The following is a 19,041-nucleotide window of genomic DNA, read 5'->3' as shown; positions in this document are numbered from 1 at the left end:
CGAAGCCGAATAAACGAATCAAAACAAACACCTCCAACACTAATTAATAGATGAAACCAGTATTACGCGTGCAATTGTCCCTGATGATGTTTTTAGAATATTTTATCAAAGGGGCTTGGTTTGTAACTTTGGGAACATACCTCATTAAATCGCTCAATGCCTCGGGTATGGAGGTCGCAAATATTTTTGCGACACAATCCCTTGGTGCTGTATTTGCTCCTTTTTTTGTGGGTTTTGTCGCCGACAGGTATTTTAATGCCGAGCGGGTACTTTCAGCATTACATCTCATTGGAGCTGCACTACTTTACGGGATGTCGCAGGCACCCGATGCGACACATTTTTATCCCTATGTATTTGTCTATTTTATGGCTTACATGTCTTCGCTATCCTTATCCAATGGGATCGCATTCCGGCATATTGAAGACGCGAAGAAGTATTTTCCGGGGGTACGCGTGTGGGGAACGATCGGTTGGATCTGTTCGGGACTCGTAATCAGTTATTTGTTCCGTTGGGATGCTCCCGAATCGATACAGGCAGGTGCCCTGCACAACACTTTTATTATGGGGGCGGTTTGTTCGTTGTTACTGGCATTCTTTAGTTTGGCCCTGCCAAAAACTCCACCTCAGGTGAAACTCAGGGATGAAAAATTTGATTTTGGAAAGGCAATCGGTTTGGATGCATTGAAGCTTTTAAAACAGCGGAGTTTTCTGATTTTTTTTGTAACAGCAATTGTAATCTGTATTCCCATTTCGTTCTATTATCAAAATGCGAACCCATTTTTGGTCAACGCCGGAATATCCAATCCCACAGCAAAAATGGCATTGGGGCAATTTTCCGAAGCCATCTGCCTGTTGTTGATTCCATTTTTCTTTAGACGCTTGGGGTATAAAAAAATGATTTTACTGGGCATTGCGGCCTGGGCACTCCGTTATTTGTTTTTTGCCTACGGCGACGGACAGGAACGGTCATTCTTATTGCTATTCGGAATTTTATTGCATGGCATCTGCTATGATTTTATGTTCGTAGTGGGGCAGATCTATACCGATCGAATTGCTGGTGAAAAATACAAGGCTTCTGCACAGGGTCTTATTACCATTGCGATGTATGGTGTAGGGATGCTGATCGGATTTTGGGTTGCCGGTGCTGTTTCAGATTATCTGAAAACAGCTTATGCTGCTCAATTTTGGGAATATCTTTGGTTTATTCCAGCAGGTATTTCTGGTTTTTGTCTTGTGTTATTTGCCCTGTTTTTTAAAGAAGAGAAAGCGGTGCCGGATATGAAAGCTAGCTAAAGATGCGCTATGTTCAATTAAAGGCAGAACGTTCATAAAAAACGATAACATGGAGCAGCTTTGATGGGAAGGTGCTCCATGTCTTGAAAATGCCTATTAGATCATAATGCCTATTAGATCATATTGAACCATTCCTGGTATTTTTCACCGATGAAGGGGAGTGGTTTCCGCTCTCCGGAAAATGCGGACACTAATCCTAATATAAGAGCAATAAGTAGGAGCAATCCAACAATACTAATGGCTATTCCGCCAATACCTGGAACAAAACGTAACAGTCCCAAAGCCATTCCTGTCACTGAAATTCCTATACTTTGTCGGATATGGAATTGCGCTAAAGCAGTCTTTTCCTTGTTGTTCATAATGATGGCAGCAACAAGGCCGATGATGGTTAAGTAAGAAATAATAGCAATTGTTTTTCCGTCACTTGACGTAGCCTTCTGAATAGGGGGTCTCTCCATGATCCTTTAATGTAAAATGTTTGACTTAAATATTTAAGACAAATTTAGGAGAGATATCCCTTTCATCCTTTAGCTGAATTCAGGGATATTTTAATTATCCTTCGACACTTTCCAGTAATTGCTTTTCATGGAGTTCAAAATATTCACCTCTCTTCTCCATCAATTCAGCATGTGTACCCTGTTCTACAATTTCTCCTTGATCCATCACCAATATATGGTCTGCATTCTTGATTGTCGAGATGCGATGGGCAATAAAAATACAGGTCTTGCCTTTCATGATGCGGCTTAGCGAACGGAGAATTGTTTCTTCTGTTTTTGTATCTACGGCTGAAAGACAGTCATCAAAAATCAATACTTTAGGTTCCTTAATTAAAGCGCGTGCGATGGATACCCGTTGTTTTTGTCCCCCGGAGAGGGTGATACCACGTTCCCCAACGGCGGTTTCAAATCCATCTTCAAAAGCTATAATATTGTCGTATACAGCGGCATCTTTGGCGGCCTGTTCCACTTGTTCCTGTGTAAAGTGGTCTAAACCAAAGCCTATATTATTGGCAATGGTATCTGAAAATAGGAAAACATCTTGTGGGACAAATCCAACTTGTTGGCGCAAGCTTTTGAAATCAAGGTTTTTAATTTCAAGACTATCATAATGAATACTTCCTTTGTCGGTATCATACATTCGAAGGAGTAAGTTGGCCAGCGTAGATTTTCCGGATCCTGTTTTTCCGATAATAGCAAGTGTTTTGCCGATCGGAATTTGGAACGATATATTTTTAATCGCCTGAATACCTGTTTCCGGATAGGTAAAGGAGATTCCATCAACCCTGATTTCACCGGCTAGTTCTTTGGTAGCTGTTCCGTTAACAATTGGAGATTCAGTATGGAGGAATTCGTTGATGCGTTTTTGTGAGGCTGCAGCACGTTGTACCAATGATGTAACCCAAGCCAAAGACATGGCAGGGAAAGTCAACTGGTTGACATAAATGATAAACTCAGCAATATTTCCGGCAGTGACTGTTCCTTTGGCAACTTCAATTCCACCAATATAAATGGTGATTACCGTACTGAGCCCAATCAGCAATAGAATAAGCGGAAAGAAAACAGCCTGTACTTTGACGAGATCAAGAGCCGTATTACGGTAAATGGTACTTTCCTTCTCAAATTCCTGCATTTTGTTTTGTTCTCTGGTATAGGTCTTGATGACGCGGATACCTGCAAAAGTTTCCTGCACAAAAGAAGAAAGGTTCGCCAGTTGTTTCTGTATTTTTAAGCTACGCTTGTTAATAATCTTATTGACAAATAAAATAATAACCGATAGGACCGGTATTGGCGCCAATGCATAAGTAGCCAACCGTCCATTGACGCTATACATCGCATAGATGACCATGATCGATAAAACTATGGTATTGATCGCATACATGATGGCAGGTCCGAGGTAGTTACGTACCTGATTGACATCTTCGGTGGCTCGGCTCATGAGATCTCCGGTATTGTTCTTCCGAAAGAAACCGAAGTTTAAATCTTGGTAATGATTATAGATCTCATTTTTGAGGTCGTATTCAATATAACGCGACGTTAAAATGATCGTCTGACGCATAAAGAATAAAAATATGCCCCGCAACAGCGAAAGTAGGAGGACAACAAAACCAAAAAACAGGAGGCTGGTGCCAAATACCTGGTAGATGAGTTCCTGTCTGTCGAAACCATCAAATAGACGGTATAGATAGATGTTTTCCTGTACCAAATCAAATGCTTCGCGAATCACCTTTGCAGGCAATACTCCGAAATAGTTGGAGATGATAACAAAAATAACCCCTGGAATCAGTTTCCAGCGGTATTTATAAAAGTACTTATTTAAGTAGGCGAGATCCTTCATATTACGAATACAAAAGTAGGACTAATTCATCAAAATGCTTTACGATTTGAGTGAATTTACTGTCATTCGGAAATCAAATGTTAAGTCTTGGATAAAAAAAGTTGTTATGCACAACGAATAATTTTCCTACTTTTGCATCAAGTACCTTAAAAAATTAAAACAAATTAGAGTAGTACATTTTATGTCAACATCTCAAAATTCTATTTTTGAATTGATGAGCCAGTCTGGCCATCAAAACTTATTTTTCTGTAATGATGAATTAGTGGGCTTGAAAGCTATCGTTGCGATCCATGATACAACCTTGGGGCCTGCGATAGGAGGGGTTCGTATGTTACCATACGAAAGTACAGAAGAAGCTATTGAGGATGCTTTACGTTTATCCAAGGCCATTACGTATAAATCTGCCATCACTGGATTGAATTTAGGCGGGGGAAGTGCTGTTATTATTGGGAATAGCCGTTTGGACAAATCTGAGGTTTTATTGCGCCGTTTGGGCCAGTTTATTGAAGGATTGAATGGTAATTTCATTGCTTCTTTGGATGTAGGTACTACACAACGCGATTTAGAACATATTTATACCGAAACTGACCATGTTGCTGGTTTACCAAAAGCAATTCATGGTAGTGGTGTAGGTGATCCTTCGATCTTTGCGGCTCAAGGTGTTTATTTTGGTATAAAAGCTTGTTTGAAAGAGCTTTATGGATCGGAAAGTGTTGCCGGTAAAAAAGTGATTGTACATGGAGTAGGTGGTATTGGTGAGCGTTTAATTGCGATGTTGCGTGAAGAGAATGCACGTGTTTATGTCAGCGATATTACGGAAGAAAAAATGCTGAAAGTGGCGGCCAAATACAAAGCAGAGCCAATCCCTTACGGTGAAGTATTCGATCACGAATTTGATGTATATTCTCCCTGTGCATTAGGCGGTACTGTAAATCCAGAATCCGCACAGAAAATGCAATGCAAAATTATTGCTGGTTCTGCCAATAATCAATTGAAAGATGAACTTGTTACAAGTTCTATCCTTCATGAAAGAGGTATATTATACGCCCCTGACTATTTGATCAACGCTGGTGCATTAATCGGCTGTTATTCAGAAATTCAAAATTATGGTGTAGATCACACTGAATTTGTGATCAAAAATATTTATAATGCGACTAGAGACGTGTTAAAAAAATCAAAAGAAGAGAATATCTCAACTTTTGAAGCGGCCAATCGCATCGCGGAGAAGCGTATCCAAGATATTAAAAAAATCAAGAGATAGTCTTCATCCCAAAATCGTTCTTATTTATTATTTTATAAAAAATCGTTCTTTAAAATTACTATGTTAAACAGGAGACACCTGAGGGTAAAAGTAGTGCAAACGCTTTATGCGTACAGTCTTTCGGAAGATAAAGACATCAAAACATTTGAGAAAGCACTATTAAAAAATGTGGATGAAGTTTATGAGATGTATATGTGGACACTGAATCTTTTAGATGAAGTATCTGATTATGTCTTAATAGATGCAGAGGGTAGGGCCAATAAGTTTTTACCAACTGAAAAAGACTTGTCTTTAACAACCAAGTTAAGTACAAACACTTTTATTGAGTCATTGAGACAAAATCCACAATATGGAGAGGGTGTCAAAAAGTATAAGATTTCATGGAGCTTTGACCCGGAGATCGTACGTACTGTATTTTTGCAGTTAAAGGATTCTGAAGCTTATTTGGAGTACTTGCAACAAGAAGATCGTTCGATCGGTACGGAAAAAGATATCATCAAGCATATCTTTAAAAAGATCATCTTGAAATCGCCGGTTATAGAGCAGGTTTTTGAAGAAAAATTCATCAACTGGCCGGTAGATAAAGAAGTATTGCAGGCTTTGATTGCGAAGACTTTTAAGAATTTTAGTTCTGAAGATCCACGTAAAAATAAACTTGCAGAGATTACGCAAAACTGGAATGATGATAGCGACTATGTCATTGCATTGTTGGGTAAAACTATCCGCAATACAAATGAATATCAAAAGCTTATCTCTGAGAAAACGAAGAATTGGGAATCAGATCGTATTGCCTTAATGGATACATTATTGATGCGTATGGCCATATGTGAGTTGGTTAATTTTCCATCTATTCCAGTGAAAGTGACAATAAATGAGTATATTGAAATTTCTAAGGTATTCAGTACATTGAAAAGTAATACATTTATCAATGGTATCTTGGATAAAATACTGAGCGATCTGAATCAACAAGGAAGAATCCAGAAGGCAGGTCGTGGTTTAAGAGATTAAAACCAAACGCATAAATAATTTATACGAATGAAAAACTTTGGCAAATATTCGGTTTTAGCTTTGTCGGCAGTACTTTTATTTTCTTGTGGAAATGCACAAAAAGGAAAAGAAGAGGGAACCAAGACAGCGACTGAAACAGCAGCTGCGGATAGCCTTTCTAAGGCAGCAGCACAATTGGGAAAAGTAGAATTTGAAGAGTCTGCATATGATTTTGGTCAGGTAAAAGAAGGCGCACAGGTAAAACATACCTTTGTCTTGAAAAATTCGGGTGATGCACCTGTTATTATTTCGAAAGTGACTGCTTCATGTGGTTGTACACAACCTGAGTTTTCGAAAAGCCCTATTTTGCCAGGCGGAAAATCTGAGATCCATGTAACTTTCAATAGTGAAGGACAGGTTGGTAAACAGCAGAAGATCATTACGATTCAATCGAATGCTTCCAATGGCTTAACAACGGTGCAGCTGAAAGGCGAAGTATTAGCAAAATAACACATTATTAAACGATATAATAACAAATGAATACAGTATTATTACAAGCAGCAGGTGGCGCCGGTTATGGTCAACTGATAATGATGGTTGGTCTAGTTGTGGTATTTTATTTCTTCATGATCAGACCACAGATGAAAAAACAAAAAGACCATAAGAAATATATTGAGCAATTAGGTGTAAATTCAAAGGTGGTAACTACAGCTGGTATTCACGGCCGTATTGTAGAAGTATCAGACACTACTTTCTTAGTCGATGTAGGTTCGGGTGTAAAAATCCGTTTTGATAAATCAGCAATTGCTTTAGATGCTTCAAAAGCTGCTAACAACACGGAGAAGAGCGCTTCTTAAGCTCTTTCCTGAAAGAAATGAAAGCCAGTTTTCTACGAAAACTGGCTTTTTTTATGCTGTTAATAGAAAGCCCGGGTAAGAGCGTTCATATAAATTGTTAGCATAACAATGCATTAGATTACTCCACAATAAATGGAATTCGAAAAACCGCCATCTAAGGTATTCCATATTCCGACATAAACATGGAAATCAGTGGTTTTTCGCTTTAACCAGTCAAATTGGACGGAACAAGAACCTTCACTTACGCTTGCGATAGAAGTTCTTAAATGGGATTCATTAAACGGGTCCAATAATACCAGGTTGATTTTATATACACTATCACTATATTGATCATCTGCTTCCCAGCTCAGGTCGATTACATCATTGTTGATACTGACTTGGCACTTGGATAATGGGGTTAGTGAACCAGAAAATAGAAGCAGTCGTTCTGGATTAACAAAAGGGTTATTATTTGCGTCTATTTCGATGGCCTCCTTAAAAATATGCCGTTGTGCCAATTGGAATGCACCTACGCGACTTCCTTTTTCCGCTAAAAACTGGTAACCAAATTCGAGAAGCCGCTTATTATGGCCGGCAAACTTGCCGGCTACTTGCTGTTTTTTTCTGTTTAAGAGCTCCGCCGCACTTGGTGGGGAGCTGCGTTTTCTTTTTGGGCCGCGCACTACATTTTGATCCTTCAACATGTAGGCACTCACCGATCCAAATTTACCAATAATAGGTCCATTCGGACCGTTTTGTAAAATTGCCATAGCTATTCCTCTTTTAGTTTATAATTCTTGTATTGAGCTTATTATCAATTTACTACTATTTTCTTAATTACTTTAGTAGTAACACTATTTTTACAGGGGATTAACAAGGGGTTAGCAGGGGATTGACCCCTGTTAACCCCCTGCTAACCCCCTGTAATCCCCCTGTAAAACCCCAGTTAACATAAAACACAATAGTTGCGAGATACAATCGTTTTTGCGACGTTATTCTCAACGGTTTTTTATTTGTTTTTAGGATTTAATCCACTGCTGACATCGGGCTGTCGATTGAGGGATTAACTTTATGAAAAAAAACGATATGAAAAATCTTAGACCATTTGATGGGCAGCATTGTGAAACAACGGCAACAGGTACATTACTTGCCCATATAGGCATTGAGCTTTCGGAGCCGATGCTTTTTGGACTGGGAGAAGGGCTCAGTTTTATCTATTGGAAAATGAAAACCATGGACTTTCCATTTTTGGGCGGACGAATAAAACCAGATCTACTGACGCAGCATATCTGCAAAAATCTCGGTCTAAACCTCAGCGTTCATGAAACTTCTTCAAAAGTAAAAGCTTGGCAGGCTGTACGACAGCTCTTGGATGGGGGGCAACCGGTAGGCTTAAAACTCGATGCCTATCACCTGGAGTATTTTGCAAAATCCTTTCATTTCGCGGGTCATTATGTAGCTATTTATGGTTATGACCATGATAATGCCTATTTAGTGGATACGAGGCAGCAGGGTGGAAGCGTACGTACATCCCTTGCGAGTTTGGCGCTAGCCAGGGCAGAGAAGGGGCCTATGGCGTCTAAAAATCTGTATTACACGATAGCAGGTAGTGGCGGGCATTTGGACTTGAAAGAAGTGCTGATTGCTGCAATGGTCAATAATGCAAAGGAATATCTAGCACCGCCCATCAGCAACATTTCATATAAAGGAATTTTGAAAACTGCTGAGGAATTGACCAAATGGTACAAGACGAGTCATGCGATTGAAAGTGAGTTTAAAATGGCTGCAAATTTGATGGAAAAGGCAGGTACTGGGGGCGCTATGTTTCGAAATCTATATCGTGACTTTATTAAGGAAAGTTATGATCTGCTCGGAATAGAGCAGATCGCTGCAGTTCATCATGAGTTTGTGCAGATTGCATTATTGTGGACATCCTTGTCGGAATTGTTTAGTCAAATTGCGGAGACAGCCAGTTTTGATGATGTACAGCAGGCATCAGAAATTTTCAGAACTCTTGCCACAAAAGAGAAAAATGCAATGGAAATATTGCTGTCTTTAAGATGAAATGCAGATAAGAACACAGATTTTTACGCAAATTGATTAAGTTTGTATCATGGCGAATGCAGTTCGAATAAATAAGACCCAACGGCGTAAGATTAATGTCTTCGTGCGTTGTGTTGGAATTTCGTTGTTAGCTTGGTTATTGTTTTCGATCTCCAATCAGTATACTGTTTCCGTCAAGGCGGCGATTGAATATGTCAATCTTCCTGAAAAACGCGCATTTCATCCGCAGCAATCCGATACGGTAAAAGTAAAACTGGAGATGACAGGATGGCAATTCCTGTTTTCCAAAGCTGCTTTGGAAACCCCAAAGGTTCAGGTGGACCTAAGCTCTTTAAAAACCAAAGACTGGATTGTTTTTTCCAACCAATTGGGCTTTATCAACCGACAGTTTCCACATGAACAACGTGTGGTGTCAGTTAGTCCTGATACCTTGTTTTTTGATTTTTCCAAACAGACCCAGCGTAAGGTGCCTGTAAAACCCCTTGCAAATATCGGATTTAAACGTGGCTACGGTTTTATCGCTGATACCAAAGTTACACCAGCTTATGTGACAATAACCGGACCTTACGAGGATGTTTCGGCGATTGAGTATTGGGAAACGGATACCGTTCGTGGAAAGGAAGTCGAAACCGACGTTCGGACCGTGGCCAACCTGGCACGTAACCAAAAAGCGAATATCAATGTTTATCCGACTTCGGTCGAGGTGCTCATGCCTGTAGGTGAATTGACAGAGAAAATAATCGAGTTGCCCGTAAAAGTGGAGAATGGCCAACGTTATAGTTCGGTCAGGCTTAGTCCGAGCAAAGTTGTCGTCACGGTGTTGATGTCTGTCAAAGATTATAATAACTATACATCGCGAGATTTTGAAGCAGTGGTGGATTTGTCCGATTGGGAGAAAAACGAGGTGCAATATCTGCCTATTTTGCTGACCAAAGTACCGGACTATTGTAAGGTAATTAGCGTTGTGCCTCAAAACGTGGACTTTTTTGTACGTAAATAACAATATTTTCATGAAGATTGGAATAACAGGTGGAATTGGATCCGGTAAAACATTTATCTGTCAGCTTTTTAAAGCCATGGCTGTACCTGTTTATAATGCTGATGATGAGGCGAAGGAATTGATGAATACCGATTTGCGAATCAAAGCACGCTTGATTGCGGAGTTCGGCGAAGAGACCTATAAGGATGGGAAACTGGATCGGGCTTTTTTGGCTGAACAGATATTCTCCGACAAGACGAAGCTCGAACTTGTGAACGGCATTGTACACCCCGTCGTCATTCAGGCGGCAAAGGACTGGGCTGAACAGCAAAAGTCCCGTTATTCACTCAAAGAGGCTGCTTTGCTTTTTGAAAGTGGGTCTTACAAGGATCTTGATTATACCATACTGGTTACTGCGCCTTTACCCATACGCGTTAAACGTGTCATGGAACGTGATGCTGTTACTGAGGAACAGGTCATGGAGCGAATTAATAAGCAACTATCTGACGAAGAAAAATTAAAATTGGCAGACTTCGTCATCATTAATGATGGAACCACTCCGCTATTACCGCAGGTGTGGACTTTGCATCAAAAGTTTCTAAAATAATATGATGTCTACACTATTGGCTGACTTCTTAGTCAGAAAGCCAGAAGGCTATTACTGCCGTTATGGTGATTTTTTTATTGATGCCAGCAATCCCGTTATGCACAATGTCGTATCTCATGCCCATGGCGATCATGCCAGTTCAGGACACGACTATGTGTATGCCACACAGGCGACCTCACTGTTTATGACTTATCGGTATAAACAAAATCGCAAAGATTCTTATCAGGTCAAATTGTTTAATAGTCCCTTTAAAATAGGTGCGGTCGAAATCACATTTTTACCAGCAGGTCATATACTGGGTTCAGCACAGATTCTAATGGAATATCGGGGGGTACGTTACTTGTACACCGGCGATTATAAATTACAAACTGATGATACCTGTGAACCGATCGAAGTGCAGCAGGCCGATGTCCTCATTACGGAAAGCACCTTTGCAAATCCGGATATCAGCCATCCCGATCCGGCGGAGGAGATAAAAAAACTTGATGGACATGCCAGTAATATCTTATTAGGTACTTATGTGTTGGGCAAGGCGCAGCGAATTACTGATTTGATCAACAGGTACTGTCCAGATCGAAAAGTGCTTGTGCATAGTGGAATATTGCCTTACCATCGCCTTTATGATCAACACGGGCTAAAGAAATTAGACTACGAGCCCTACAACAGAAAAGAAATGAAACAGGGCGAACAGAATAAGGTGTACTTGGTACCGCCGATGACCTTCAATAGTTATTTTAGGGCGACCAAAGTATTACGCGCATTTGCCTCAGGCTGGAAACGTTTACAGGCACAGAATGATATCGAGCTGTATATTTCTGATCATGTGGACTGGAATGACATTCTTCAGTACATTAAAATGGTAAATCCCAAAGAAGTTTGGACACTACACGGTGACGGAAGCATTTTAAAACGTTATTTTAACGAAAAATTGATCGTCCGGGATGTGCTTTCTGCATAAATAGGCCTTTTCGAAAAATCTTCTATCGGAAACGCAAATGCGGCGGACAATAAGCAGCTCATGGAAGGGCACCCCTACAATAGCGTACTGATGTAGTTTAACTTATTTAAACGGAACTTCGATAACTCCGCTGGTAAACAGAGCGGAGTTCGCTATTTCATATTGACAATTTTGTCAACGATATAAACCGTGTTTCCACGCCAGGGAAGCACACCATGATATTCTTTGTAACGCAGATCGAAGTATTTTCCACTATTGAGCTCCAATTGACGGAATATAGAATCATCTTCAATAGAAAATTCAAATTGATTGCTGGCGATACCACCCGTTTTGATACTTCCAAATCCCTCCTGGATGAGCTTGCCTTCGTAGGTCTTGAAAATATTGCCCTTTTTTACAGCATAATTAAGATAGCCAGATTTTACACCTTCACCGAATACATAGTAATACTTCCAGTAAACGTAGGAACCGGCCCCCACAAGGAGGAAAAGGATCAGCAGGAGTAAGAACTTCTTAAATCCGGATTTTTTCGGTTTTTGTTCGGGTAAATTTTCCATCATGTGTGCTAATTAAAACCATTTAATGCAGTGCCTAGGACTATGCGCCGGAACGATGATTTTTCTGTCCAACGGATAGGTTCACCTAAAGATAAATAATTAACAGCATAATGACGAATGGATTATACCTAGACTAACGGTTGACTAGCCTAGTGATTGTCGTTTTGTGCTACGTTGCTAATTCTATTAGTTATTTTTCGGTTTTCTTAGTCTATAATGCTAATTTTTGTAAATTTGGATCATGGATCCCGAACAGGTACATCGCAAGATTATTCATTTGGATATGGATGCATTTTATGCCTCTGTAGATCAGCGTGATTTTCCCGAATATCGGGGAAAAGCAATTGCAGTAGGTGGTTCCCCGGATGGGAGGGGAGTAGTTGCAACGGCCAGTTACGAAGCGCGAAAGTTTGGTGTCAAATCTGCTATGAGCTCCCGAAAGGCTCTTCAGTTGTGCCCCCATATTATCTTTACCTATCCTCGCTTTGATGTTTATCGTCAGGTTTCCTACCAAATTCGGGAGATTTTTCTCCGTTATACGGATTTAATCGAGCCGCTTTCCCTGGATGAAGCTTTTTTGGATGTGACCATAGACAAACAGGGTATTGGTTCGGCTATTGATATCGCCAAAGCCATTAAAGAGGCTATCCAAGAAGAGTTGAATCTGACCGTCTCTGCTGGTGTTTCCGTCAATAAATTTGTTGCAAAGATTGCTTCGGATATGGACAAGCCCAACGGCTTAACATTTATAGGTCCTTCGAAAATTGTCAAGTTCATGGAGTCATTGCCCGTGGATAAGTTTTTTGGCGTAGGTAAGGTGACCGCAAAAAAAATGCATGAACTGGGGCTGTTTACCGGACTCGATTTAAAAAAACAGCGTGAAGAGGACCTCGTGCGTTGGTTTGGAAAGACTGGGCACTTTTTTTACCGTATCGTACGCGGGATCGACGACCGTCCTGTTGTCCCCAATCGCAGCAGTAAATCGGTCGGGATTGAGGATACGTTTGGCGAGGATGTAGAAGCATTTGAAGAATTAAATACCATTTTGCAACGGCTCTGCAAACAGTTGTGGACACGCATCGGGAAAAAGGAAATCTCAGGAAGAACCTTAACCATAAAAATTAAATATGCCGATTTCGTTCAGTTGACACGGAGTATAACCTTAGAAAATAGTTTTGATTCGGAAGACAAAATTTACGCCACTGCCCATAGTTTGTTGAGTAAGGTTGAGCTGCTGAACAAAGTGAGGTTGCTGGGGGTTTCGATATCAAATTTTGTGGAAGAAGCTGATTTTCCAAAGGAAGGTATACAGCTAACACTTTTCGAGCAGCGTCCTTAGCAAGGAATCATCCGGTTTAATTAAGTCTTTGGCAAGCCGTTTGGTCCGCGCAATCTGAATTAAGCTTGTTACAGGCAAAATCGTCGTTATTTGTCACAATTCTTTATCTTAGCCAAAATAATTAATAAACATATCCAAAAATTAATGAATACGGTATCAAGAGTACTCTTAGGTGCGTCTATCGTTTTTTTAGTGCATGAGGTTGGTTTTGCACAAAAGAAATTGGATTTTGCACAGTCCTGGGGGCAAAAGCCATCGTTGACAGTTCGCACGAATCAGTATCCTGGATGGGCAGACGGGACAGCTTATCTGGAAAATGATGTAAATGATGGTCGTTTATATCAGGTTAACATTAAATCAGGTCACAGAAGCATTTATACAGTTCCTCCTAAAGAAGGGACGGTTGTCTATGTCGAAAACAATGATATCTTCCTGAAAAGTACAGATGGTGTAGCCAAGAAGCTGACCAACTCTCCTGATGTTGCGGAACAGAATCCGACCTTATCGCCGGATGGTAAATATGTTGCCTTTACCCGCAAAAGCAATTTGTATAGCGTGGACGTGACTTCAGGAAAGGAAATGCAGTATACAAATGATGGTACCGACGTTATTTACAATGGTTGGTCATCTTGGGTATATTACGAGGAAATTCTTGGGCGTCCAACAAAATACAAAGCTTTTTGGTGGTCTCCGGACAGCCGTAAAATCGCCTTCATGCGTTTCGATGATACCAAGGTTCCTATGTTTCCGATTTATTCGTCCAAAGGCCAGCATGGTTACCTGGAGGAGACAAGATACCCCAAAGCTGGAGACCCAAATCCGGAAGTGAAGGTGGGTATCGTTCATCTCGATGGGGGGAACGTTACCTGGGCTGATTTCAACGAAAAAGATGATCAGTATTTTGGGCAGCCTTATTGGGCCTTTGATAGCAAAAATGTGATGGTGCAGTGGATGAACAGGGATCAGAACAATTTGAAGTTTTATCAAGTGGATCCGAATTCTGGCTCGAAAAAAGAAATCTACGATGAGCGCCAGGCTTCATGGATCAATTTGGATCACGATGAGCGTATCACCTATCTTGCGGACAACAAATATTATATCTTAAAATCGGATAAGACGGGTTGGGCGCATTACTACCTCTATAAATTGGATGGAACATTGGTCAATCCAATTACTTCCGGCGAATGGCAGGTAACCGAATTAAAACGGATTGATGAAAAAAATAAGGTGATTTATTTTACCGCACGTAAAGAAAATTCGGCACGTTTTGATTTGTACCGCGTGGATTATTCGGGTAAAAACTTAAAACGTCTGACTTTCGGAGAATACTCACACGATGTCAATGTATCGCCTGATGGCAAGTATTTTATTACCAAATACTCCAATGTGAGTACACCCGATCGGTTTGCTTTGTTGGATAATCAGGGCAAGGTCGTCCGTCAGTTAGCAGATAGTAAAGCGGCTGATTTTGCTTCGTATACGTATGGTAAAACCGAATACTTACATCTTAAATCAGATGATGGTTTGTTCGATCTTCCATTGACAATTACTTATCCGACAAATTTCGATAAATCAAAAGTTTACCCTGTTGTTTTCAGTATCTATGGAGGTCCTGATGCTGGAACGGTAAAAGATACCTGGAAAGGAACGAATAATCAGTATTGGGCTAATGAAGGAATTATTCAAGTCTCTGCAGATCACCGGGCGTCTGGTCATTTTGGTAAACAAGGTGTTGCTTATATGCACCGCAATCTTGGCCACTGGGAAATTATTGATTATTCAACGATTGTTAAATGGTTAAAATCGCAACCTTGGGTAGCTAAAAACAAAGTGCTTATTACAGGGCATAGCTACGGAGGTTATATGACTTGTTTGGCGATGACGAAGGCCGCAGATGTATTTGATTTTGGTATTGCCGGTGCACCCGTAACCTCATGGGATCTGTACGATAGCCATTATACTGAAAGATGGATGGATACGCCTCAAGACAATCCTGAAGGCTATAAAGCTGGTTCCGTGTTGACCTATGCAAATAACTATAAAGGCGTTTTGCGCATTATGCATGGTGATATGGATGATAATGTCCATTTACAGAATACAATCCAACTTGTTGATAAATTGACAGATCGAAGTGTTCCTTTTGAGTTGATGATCTATCCGGGAAGCCGTCATGGATTTGACCGTTCGAAAAGTAAATATGATTTTAATGAGCGTGCGCGTTTCTACTACCAATACTTATTGGAGAAGCCGCTTCCCAAAGAATTTAAATAGGCATAGTTCGATATACCCTATAAAATCCCCTGTCCATTCGGATAGGGGATTTTTTTTATGTTAAATATTATAAAAAAAATGAATTTTATGGGAGTGTAAATTGTTGAAAATTAAAAAATATGGCATCTTTGTAGAAGTTTATTCAAAGAAAAAATGATTCAATTCCTAAAGGAAAGTACTTTTGCTGTTAATGAGGTTTTTAATAAGTCATGGGAGTTGCTGAAAAGACATTATTTTTCAGTGGCAGGGCTTTGTTTTTTACTGTTCGTAACCTCCGGACTCTCTAATTATCTCGCGACCACCATCAGTGATTTCAATGTGGTGTTGAGTGGTTTTATGGCATTTTTTTTCATGGTGATGTATTTCGGATTGAATATGACTTTATTTAAGTATATCTTAAGTCTGATTGATGGAAATCATGATAAGAAATTGATCCAATGCATCCCTAGTTCTAAGGAGCTCGCCTATTTTTTTGGCGCAATGTTAAGTATAATGGTGCTCTCCATAGCACTCCTGATGATTTTAGGTGCCGTTTCTTTACCATTCCTTTATCTATTTGAAAATGGTGACAATCGGATGGAGTTGATGAGCAACTTTACGATGTTTGTTGTTTTTGTCGCTGCAATATTGACTTTCATCTTGATTATTAGAGTGGCATTTTATCCATTTTTCATTATTGATAAACACGCGGGGACATTGAGGTCATTACGCTTCAGTTTTGCGCTGACAAAGGGCAATGTATTCAAACTATTATTGATTTTGGCTGTATTTGCTTTTTTTCAGTTATTGCAGATGTATTTTAATTATTTAGAATATTACATAATTTTTATTATTTTGAACCTCGTGAGTTCTTTCTTGGTGGTACCTTTGGCTAGTATTGTTGTTTCGGTCGCTTACCGATCCATGATGGCGGATTACCATGGGGGAGAGGATCCAAAGATTTTAAATAATATATTTTAATTAATAGCAAAGGTTTTGAGTAAAAAAGGAATTGCCATTTTAGGGGCAACGGGAAGTATAGGTACACAAGCCTTGGATGTGATTAGAGCCTTTCCTACTAAATTTGAAGCAATCGTTCTGACCTGTGGTAGCAATGCCACATTGTTGGTTAAACAGGCCTTGGAGTTTAAGCCCAAAGCGGTTGTTGTAACGGATTACCTTCAGTACAGTTATGTGCAGGATGCTTTAAAAGGACATGATATCGCTGTTCTTTTGGGAGAAGCAGGACTGGTTGAAGTGGTGCAGTACGAAGAAGTAGATGTTGTTTTGAATGCGATCGTTGGATCTGCGGGATTAAAACCCACTGTTAAAGCAATTCAATCGAAAAAAGATATTGCGCTGGCCAATAAGGAGACGCTGGTTGTCGCCGGTGAGCTGATTATGGCTTTAGTGAAAGAATATGGTGTACGCATGCTTCCTGTAGATTCGGAGCATTCGGCGATCTTCCAGTGTTTGGCTGGAGAGGAGCATAATCCAATCGAGAAGATATATATCACAGCTTCCGGAGGACCCTTTCGTGGTAAAAAGAGAGCAGATCTTCTCGCAGTGACTAAGGCTGAAGCCTTGAAACATCCCAATTGGTCGATGGGTGCTAAAATTACAATTGACTCGGCGTCCTTGATGAATAAAGGGCTAGAAGTGATTGAAGCAAAATGGCTCTTTAATCTGTCAATAGATCAGGTCGATGTGATTGTACATCCCCAATCTATTGTACATTCGCTGGTCCAGTTTCAGGATGGATCCATGAAGGCCCAAATGGGGGTTCCTGATATGAAATTGCCGATCCAGTATGCACTGACCTATCCGGCACGTTTTGAAAACAGTTTTGAGCGATTTAATTTCATGGACTATCCAACGCTCAGTTTTGAAAAAGCAGACATGGAAACTTTTCGGAATTTGGCACTTGCCTATGAGAGCCTTCGTGCCGGCGGAAATAGAAGCTGTGTATTAAATGCAGCCAATGAAGTTGTTGTGGATGCCTTCCTGAAAGATCAAGTTGGGTTTTTGGAAATGAGTGATATTATTGAACAGACATTAGGTAAAGTAGAATTCATTGCGACACCGACGCTGGATGATTATCTGGAGACGGATCGTGTCGCAAGATTAATAACAAAGGAAATAATCAAAGATTAAATTTTAAAAAGCATACATGGGTGTTTTAATTATGGTCGGACAAGTGATTTTAGGCTTGTCAATTTTAATTGTTCTACATGAGTTAGGACATTTCTTAGCAGCACGTGCATTTGGTATCAAGGTGGAAAAATTTTATCTGTTCTTTGATGCCTGGGGAGTGAAATTATTTAAATTCAATTATAAAGGATGTGAATATGGTATTGGCTGGTTGCCTTTAGGTGGTTATGTCAAGATTGCGGGTATGATCGACGAATCGATGGATACTGAGCAATTAAAGGGTGAGCCACAACCTTGGGAATTTAGATCAAAACCAGCTTGGCAACGTTTAATCGTTATGCTTGGGGGGATTATTGTCAATATTGTGGTCGGCGTTGTTGTTTTTTGGATGCTGACTTTTAAAATGGGCAATACAGATATCAAAATGGATCAGCTGGTAAACGGTATTGTTCCGGGATCCATTGGTGAATCTATTGGTTTGAAAGCTGGTGATAAAGTGATTTCAATAGACGGTCACCGTATCGAAAATTACTCGGAGTTGATCAGTTCTAAAGTATTGATGGGCGGAGTGGCACTTACAGTTGAGCGCAATGGTGCAACAACAGAAGTAAAAGTTCCAGCGGATTTATTGAACACGCTTTCTGATAAGAAAGGTGAGAAGTTTATTGAACCTCGTGTTAAAACGACAAGTGTTGCTGAAGTATCACCTGGATCGGCAGCAAGTAAAATGGGTTTTGTGAAAGGCGATAGCATTATTGCGGTGAATGGGGTACAGGTTCCTTTCTTCGACGAGTTTAAAGCACAAATAAAAGCGAATATCAATAAAGCTGTAGCGATTAAAGTTTTACGCAAAGGAACTGAAGTTTCATTGCAAGGGAATGTTCCTGCAGATGCCATGCTGGGAATAGGCATTAATCGTGATTATTCCATCAAATCTTTTACAACGCAATATAGCTTAATGGAAGCATTTCCAATCGGCGCTAAAAAAGCATTTACGGTGATTACCGACAACGCCAAAGGATTTGGCAAGATTTTCAAAGGCGAGGTACGTGCCGATAAAGCATTATCTGGTCCTATTGGAATCGCTACCTTGTTCGGTACAGAAGTGGACTGGATCCGTTTTTGGTCCTTAGTAGGGATGTTGTCGATGGCATTGGCATTTATGAACCTATTGCCTATTCCAGCTTTGGATGGCGGTCACGTATTGTTCTTGTTGGTTGAAATGATACAAGGCAAGCCATTGAGCGAAAAATTCCTGGAGAAAGCACAAATGGTCGGTTTCTTTATTTTATTGGCTTTAATGGTCTTTATATTCGGAAACGATATTTTTAAGCTATTTAAATAAATTCAATTGGTCAAACAGCCAATATGCTGATGACCTACATACCATAAAAAAGGCTTAAAGCCAATCATGGTCGGAAGAAAT

General features: G+C 40.1%; 18 protein-coding genes. 14 read left to right on the top strand and 4 right to left on the bottom strand.

Annotation, left to right across the window (positions count from 1 at the left end; genetic code table 11):
- Window positions 1-50: 50 nt before the first annotated feature.
- Entirely contained in the window at window positions 51-1,292 is a 1,242-nt protein-coding gene (locus tag M2419_RS01690; protein ID WP_153846371.1) for an MFS transporter, read from the top strand.
- A 113-nt stretch (window positions 1,293-1,405) separates the two neighbouring features.
- On the opposite strand, the gene M2419_RS01685 is transcribed toward M2419_RS01690, so the two are convergent.
- Both M2419_RS01685 and M2419_RS01680 read right to left on the bottom strand, forming a co-directional pair.
- Entirely contained in the window at window positions 1,406-1,750 is a 345-nt protein-coding gene (locus tag M2419_RS01685) for a hypothetical protein (protein WP_153846370.1), read from the bottom strand.
- Window positions 1,751-1,844: 94 nt separating this feature from the next.
- On the bottom strand, window positions 1,845-3,626 hold the full coding sequence (locus M2419_RS01680) for an ABC transporter ATP-binding protein (RefSeq protein ID WP_159730970.1): 1,782 nt from the start codon (window positions 3,624-3,626) through the stop codon (window positions 1,845-1,847).
- A 181-nt stretch (window positions 3,627-3,807) separates the two neighbouring features.
- Here M2419_RS01680 and M2419_RS01675 point away from each other — a divergent pair, with 181 nt between their 5' ends.
- From M2419_RS01675 to yajC, 4 genes are read left to right on the top strand one after another with little or no spacing between them, the layout of a single operon-like run.
- A complete protein-coding gene (locus M2419_RS01675; RefSeq protein ID WP_153846368.1) occupies window positions 3,808-4,887 on the top strand; it encodes a Glu/Leu/Phe/Val dehydrogenase in 1,080 nt (359 codons plus the stop codon).
- A gap of 60 nt (window positions 4,888-4,947) precedes the next feature.
- Window positions 4,948-5,895 (top strand): transcription antitermination factor NusB, encoded by a 948-nt coding sequence (gene nusB / locus M2419_RS01670; RefSeq protein WP_153846367.1) that lies wholly within the window; start codon window positions 4,948-4,950, stop codon window positions 5,893-5,895.
- 27 nt (window positions 5,896-5,922) lie between these two features.
- Entirely contained in the window at window positions 5,923-6,384 is a 462-nt protein-coding gene (locus tag M2419_RS01665; RefSeq protein ID WP_153846366.1) for a DUF1573 domain-containing protein, read from the top strand.
- A gap of 26 nt (window positions 6,385-6,410) precedes the next feature.
- The gene (yajC, locus tag M2419_RS01660) at window positions 6,411-6,731 is read left to right on the top strand and encodes a preprotein translocase subunit YajC (RefSeq protein ID WP_145327041.1); all 321 of its coding nucleotides are present in this window, start codon (window positions 6,411-6,413) and stop codon (window positions 6,729-6,731) included.
- Between the two features lie 113 nt (window positions 6,732-6,844).
- Here the strand turns inward: yajC and M2419_RS01655 are convergent, their stop codons facing one another.
- The gene (locus M2419_RS01655) at window positions 6,845-7,480 is read right to left on the bottom strand and encodes a hypothetical protein (protein WP_153846365.1); all 636 of its coding nucleotides are present in this window, start codon (window positions 7,478-7,480) and stop codon (window positions 6,845-6,847) included.
- Between the two features lie 316 nt (window positions 7,481-7,796).
- Here M2419_RS01655 and M2419_RS01650 point away from each other — a divergent pair, with 316 nt between their 5' ends.
- Genes M2419_RS01650 through M2419_RS01635 form a run of 4 tightly spaced genes read left to right on the top strand, consistent with a single transcriptional unit; the run spans window position 7,797 to window position 11,318 of the window.
- On the top strand, window positions 7,797-8,774 hold the full coding sequence (locus M2419_RS01650) for a BtrH N-terminal domain-containing protein (RefSeq protein WP_153846364.1): 978 nt from the start codon (window positions 7,797-7,799) through the stop codon (window positions 8,772-8,774).
- A gap of 49 nt (window positions 8,775-8,823) precedes the next feature.
- Complete coding sequence (locus tag M2419_RS01645; RefSeq protein ID WP_120332691.1) at window positions 8,824-9,774, top strand: hypothetical protein; 951 nt, start codon at window positions 8,824-8,826, stop codon at window positions 9,772-9,774.
- 10 nt (window positions 9,775-9,784) lie between these two features.
- Window positions 9,785-10,360, top strand: coding sequence for a dephospho-CoA kinase (gene coaE / locus M2419_RS01640; protein WP_194932879.1), 576 nt, complete (start codon window positions 9,785-9,787; stop codon window positions 10,358-10,360).
- 1 nt (window position 10,361) lies between these two features.
- Window positions 10,362-11,318, top strand: coding sequence for an exonuclease (locus M2419_RS01635; RefSeq protein WP_310440834.1), 957 nt, complete (start codon window positions 10,362-10,364; stop codon window positions 11,316-11,318).
- 152 nt (window positions 11,319-11,470) lie between these two features.
- On the opposite strand, the gene M2419_RS01630 is transcribed toward M2419_RS01635, so the two are convergent.
- A complete protein-coding gene (locus M2419_RS01630; protein ID WP_075993279.1) occupies window positions 11,471-11,878 on the bottom strand; it encodes a hypothetical protein in 408 nt (135 codons plus the stop codon).
- 238 nt (window positions 11,879-12,116) lie between these two features.
- Here M2419_RS01630 and dinB point away from each other — a divergent pair, with 238 nt between their 5' ends.
- From dinB to rseP, 5 genes are all read left to right on the top strand, one after another.
- Window positions 12,117-13,214: a DNA polymerase IV gene (gene dinB / locus M2419_RS01625; protein WP_153846363.1), complete on the top strand. Its 1,098-nt coding sequence runs from the start codon at window positions 12,117-12,119 to the stop codon at window positions 13,212-13,214.
- Between the two features lie 144 nt (window positions 13,215-13,358).
- The gene (locus M2419_RS01620) at window positions 13,359-15,485 is read left to right on the top strand and encodes a S9 family peptidase (protein ID WP_153846362.1); all 2,127 of its coding nucleotides are present in this window, start codon (window positions 13,359-13,361) and stop codon (window positions 15,483-15,485) included.
- 153 nt (window positions 15,486-15,638) lie between these two features.
- Window positions 15,639-16,445: a beta-carotene 15,15'-monooxygenase gene (locus tag M2419_RS01615; protein WP_153846361.1), complete on the top strand. Its 807-nt coding sequence runs from the start codon at window positions 15,639-15,641 to the stop codon at window positions 16,443-16,445.
- Between the two features lie 15 nt (window positions 16,446-16,460).
- A complete protein-coding gene (locus M2419_RS01610) occupies window positions 16,461-17,618 on the top strand; it encodes a 1-deoxy-D-xylulose-5-phosphate reductoisomerase (RefSeq protein WP_153846360.1) in 1,158 nt (385 codons plus the stop codon).
- A 16-nt stretch (window positions 17,619-17,634) separates the two neighbouring features.
- Window positions 17,635-18,960 carry an RIP metalloprotease RseP gene (rseP, locus tag M2419_RS01605; RefSeq protein ID WP_075993275.1) on the top strand — a complete coding sequence of 442 codons (1,326 nt, stop codon included), beginning with the start codon at window positions 17,635-17,637 and terminating at the stop codon, window positions 18,958-18,960.
- Window positions 18,961-19,041: the final 81 nt, after the last annotated feature.

Origin of the sequence: Sphingobacterium sp. BIGb0116, assembly GCF_024808035.1 — a bacterium.
Lineage (GTDB): Bacteria > Bacteroidota > Bacteroidia > Sphingobacteriales > Sphingobacteriaceae > Sphingobacterium > Sphingobacterium paramultivorum.
This window is presented reverse-complemented; position numbering and strand designations above follow the sequence as displayed.